Raw genomic sequence first — 3,631 nt, forward strand, 5'->3', positions numbered from 1 at the left:
ACACCGTTTTTTCAAGTAGATGATTCAGAAAGAATCCGTTTTTCGATGTCAGATTTTCAGCAAAATCCAGGGACCTTAAAGCAGGTTTTTTACCATATGTTTGATAGTGGCGAAAACCTTGCTTGTCTCTTCATCTCCGGCTATGAAACGGCAGATGGCATTCGTAGAGAAAGATTAGGGCTAGGAAAGATAGTTACTATCACGAACTGGAAAAACCATAAGAGATGGAATGAAGATTTGGATGCCTATATCATTTATACGCAGGTGAATAGCCTGAGGGCATCGGAAATCTACCGATATTTCTTGAAGCTTATGCGAGGACATATGCCCCTCTATATTTGTTTTTATAATGAAGAGTACTTAGTATACGTGAATAATGATGTGCTCGATATCCTATCAGCTGAATCAAAAATCACCCTTCTGAAAAAACGATTTGACGAGCTATATGACAAATTTCATGCACAGTAATGATTCTTTTTGAAGTTTATTAGAGAGAAGCTAAGCAGCTTTCAATTTCCTTTTGCAAGGTAGGCAGTTCATCCCTCCCATTGATTGCGAAATAAAGGCTTTTCAAAAAGGTCTTACAGTTAGCATAGAGGAACCAATAGTTTTCTTCTTCTACTTGTTTCTTTATTTCGTGAAGCTTTGATGGCATTCCTCTAACTAACGCTGCTACTTCTTCCGGGCTGACTCCATTATGAAGGAACGAAATGATGGCGTTGCTGATTCTTTCGTCTTCATCATGTACATACACGCTTTGATGTACATAGATTTTATCCAAAAGTGAATGTAATAGAGCCAATCTCGATTCCTGGTCAATTTTTTTGCTTTTGGCGAGTTCATCTACAACATCTGAAGCATGGGCAATACTGTGTGCCCAGCCTTTCTTAGGGACAAATCCTCTTAAATCCCTTTCAGCGTTTATGTAAAGAATCATATTTTCCTTAATCTTATCCAATATACCTTGAGGCAAGAAATTCTCTTCATTATCTTTATACAGGATGAGCGCGAGTAATAGGGTTGTAAATGATCTCGTAAAAACGGTATCTGTCCCGCATTCGCCAATGCCATGAAACAAGAAGGCATCACTTACACCATACTCAGCTAATTCGATATATAGTTTATGCTCGATTTGGTTATTCAGGCTTAGCTCACAGAAAGAACCGTATATTAATTGGTCTCTTAACTCACTGTTCGGTGTACCGATATGAGTGAGCATAGATTTAATGAGCACATTCTTATGTATATGTTTTGGTAGTCTTCCTTCCTCTTGAAAGTGCTTTAATGCTTCGTATAGTTGTTGCTCCTCAAGGGGTGTTACGGCAGCAAGTGTCTTCATAGGTTTCTCCTTTTCATATCGTTAATTCTGGAATGGTGCTGCTTAATAAGCAGTCAACTTGCTCAAAAAAATATTAAGTAAGGGTGGATAAACTATTGATTTCGATTGAAAAAGCAGCTATTTGGGATGCTGAAAAGCTAACAGAAATAATGAAAAAACCTTTGATGAAGAAACAAGGAGATGGTCAGTTAATCTAGAAATGCGAGATTACAATATTCAACCTCCTGGATATTCTTCCATTGAGATGACTAGATATATGATGGAAGAATTAGTTTATTACAAAATAGTATATAACAAAGTGATTGTCGGCGGCATCATTGTGACGATAACAGGAAAGTCCTTTGGAAGGATAGACCGCATATTCGTTGATCCAGCTTACCAGGGGAGAAAGATCGGTTCAAGAGTAATGGAATTAATAGAAGAGGAATTTCCAAGGGTGAGAACCTGGGATCTTGAGACTTCCAGCAGACAAGTGAACAATCATCATTTCTACGAGAAGATGGGGTACGAGACTACCTTTAAAACCGAGGATGAATACTGCTACATAAAGAGAAAAGGAAGTGCGGCCGGAGAAGAGAAGCTAATTGTAAATAAAGTCCTTTCGAAAACCCAATATGAAAGCTGCCAAATGGAAAAAAACGAGTATTATCAAGTGAATATGGAAGGGAGTTCATATACGAACAGTAACCTGATGAATATGCATATAAGTAACTGTAATCTTAGTCACTCAAGGTTTCAAAATATTAATTTAAAGCATTCATTTTATGCCGATTTAAACCTATCCTACAGCAAACTGAGGTTTGTTACGTTAGCGGGCGTCCAATTTATCGATACAAATCTTGGGGAAGATGAGAAACCGCTCTTTTTTGAAAGATGTGACCTTCAAGGAACGAAGATTAGCAGCAGCAACTTAAGTAATTTACAAATTACGGACAGTGACATAACAGGAATGACGATCAATAATATCTCTGTAGAAAAACTGCTTGAAGTGTATGAACGAGAAGGGAACAAATAAGGACTCTTTTTTGGTATCTATAACGGTTGATTTTTGATTTGATGATTTTAAAAGAATAGGGGCAAATGGAATGGAACGAGCTCATTATCATTTAACAGAACGGAGCAAACGAATTCTTCAATTAGCTGCTAAATATAATCAAGATGTGATTGAACCCCATCATTTGTTCATCGCCGCTTGCAGGGAAGCTGCAGGCGTTTGCGGGGAATTACATGTCTATTTACATAAGCAATTAGGGAATCAATTTCTGAATTTCATGAAAGAGCAAGATGAAAAGGATAAGGGGAGGGCTAGCCAGTCCAATTTATCACTTGTCTTAGAAAAAGCAGACGAAAAAAGACAGTACTACCGTCAAACCCTTATAAATGAAGGCCATATCATTCAAAGCATTCTAGAAACCGATTCAAGCTTAAATGATTGGTTAACCGAGGAAATGAAAGAAGCTATTATCGATATTGCTTGTGTGCCTAGGGATATGGTTGTTCATCTCGGAAAATATCAGAGCAAAAGTCATATAGGGTATAAGAATTCCATCCGGAGAGCAGTGCATGCAGATCTTCCGGAGTTGAAACAGTTCATTAAGAGTGAATTTGGCGACCGCTGGATCAAACGGATAAATCATCTTCCTGCCAGCGGTCAACTTTCCGTATTTCTTGCGGAATATAATGGGGAAATCATAGGTTTTGCCTGCTTTGATGTAGAGAAGAAAGGGATGTTTGGTCCAATGGGAACCTCAAACCACATTCGTTTACATTCAGTCGGAAAAGAATTGCTGCATCGCAGCTTAATGGACATGGCTGACAGAGGCTATGCTTATGCTGTAATCGAACAAGCTGGACCGATTGAATTTTATGAAAAGGCATGCGGTGCCAAGCTTATTCCTTGGTTCTAAAGAATATCCTTGAAATAAGCTGAAGAATAAAATAGAAAAAGACCAGATTGAGCAGGAAACCCCATACATGTAGTGACATACCTGGATTCCGATATGTTTCAGCGATATCAACGGGGAAGCCATATATACTTCCCCCGGTTTCTTTGGAGCTCACATTCATTAAGGCAGTGATGATTGTTATTATCATACTGATCATCCAAATGGCGTTTTCTTCATTTTCATTAGCTGAATCTCCTTGTATGGAAGGCTGGATTTTAGACAAAGGAAGGAGCGGCAATAAGCAGAAGGACAGCACAAGATACTAAGAAAATGCTCGCATTCTTAGACAGCTTCGTCATTCCTTTTCCTTTATAGAAACCGGAGAATTGAAGTTTATTTCTATACA

3 protein-coding genes and 1 pseudogene are annotated in these 3,631 nt (G+C 38.3%); 3 read left to right on the forward strand and 1 reads right to left on the reverse strand.

The genetic code is table 11. The annotated features are described in order from the left end of the window. Nucleotides 1-468: hypothetical protein (locus ACI35L_RS02190; protein WP_439802148.1), on the forward strand; the 468-nt coding region annotated here is incomplete at its 5' end. Nucleotides 469-487: 19 nt separating this feature from the next. Here the strand turns inward: ACI35L_RS02190 and ACI35L_RS02195 are convergent. Next, the gene (locus ACI35L_RS02195) at nucleotides 488-1,339 is read right to left on the reverse strand and encodes a DUF2785 domain-containing protein (protein ID WP_439802149.1); all 852 of its coding nucleotides are present in this window, start codon (nucleotides 1,337-1,339) and stop codon (nucleotides 488-490) included. A 149-nt stretch (nucleotides 1,340-1,488) separates the two neighbouring features. Between ACI35L_RS02195 and ACI35L_RS02200 the strand changes: the two are divergent. Together ACI35L_RS02200 and ACI35L_RS02205 are read left to right on the forward strand one after the other, a co-directional pair. After that, a pseudogene (locus ACI35L_RS02200) lies at nucleotides 1,489-2,354 on the forward strand (GNAT family N-acetyltransferase). A 70-nt stretch (nucleotides 2,355-2,424) separates the two neighbouring features. After that, the gene (locus tag ACI35L_RS02205) at nucleotides 2,425-3,246 is read left to right on the forward strand and encodes a GNAT family N-acetyltransferase (protein ID WP_439802150.1); all 822 of its coding nucleotides are present in this window, start codon (nucleotides 2,425-2,427) and stop codon (nucleotides 3,244-3,246) included. Nucleotides 3,247-3,631 lie beyond the last annotated feature (385 nt).

This window comes from Pradoshia sp. (assembly GCF_051873915.1).
GTDB lineage: Bacteria > Bacillota > Bacilli > Bacillales > Pradoshiaceae > Pradoshia.